The organism is Streptomyces sp. P17, assembly GCF_032436805.1.
Classification (GTDB): domain Bacteria; phylum Actinomycetota; class Actinomycetes; order Streptomycetales; family Streptomycetaceae; genus Streptomyces.
In genome coordinates, this window is sequence record NZ_JAVRBF010001179.1 from 1 (window position 1) to 253 (window position 253).

The following is a 253-nucleotide window of genomic DNA, read 5'->3' on the forward strand; positions in this document are numbered from 1 at the left end:
GCCCGCTGCTCGGCACGCTGATCGTCACGCTGTGCTGGGTCGGCAACTTCTACACCGCGTACATGGCGACCATCGGCGCCGCGCTCGTACTCCTGCTCCGCCTCGTGATCGCGCACGAGCTGCGGATCCGGGTGATCGTCCGCGCGGTGGTGACCGTGCTGCTCGGCATCGGCCTGGCCGCGCCGGTCCTGGTCCCGGTCTTCCTCGGCTCCACGCACGCGTACCCGGGCTTGAACTCGTTGGTCCAGCCCGG

1 protein-coding gene is annotated in these 253 nt (G+C 70.4%); it reads left to right on the top strand.

Annotation, left to right across the window (positions count from 1 at the left end):
• Nucleotides 1–253: YfhO family protein (locus RMT89_RS44340; RefSeq protein ID WP_315889420.1), on the top strand; the 253-nt coding region annotated here is incomplete at both ends.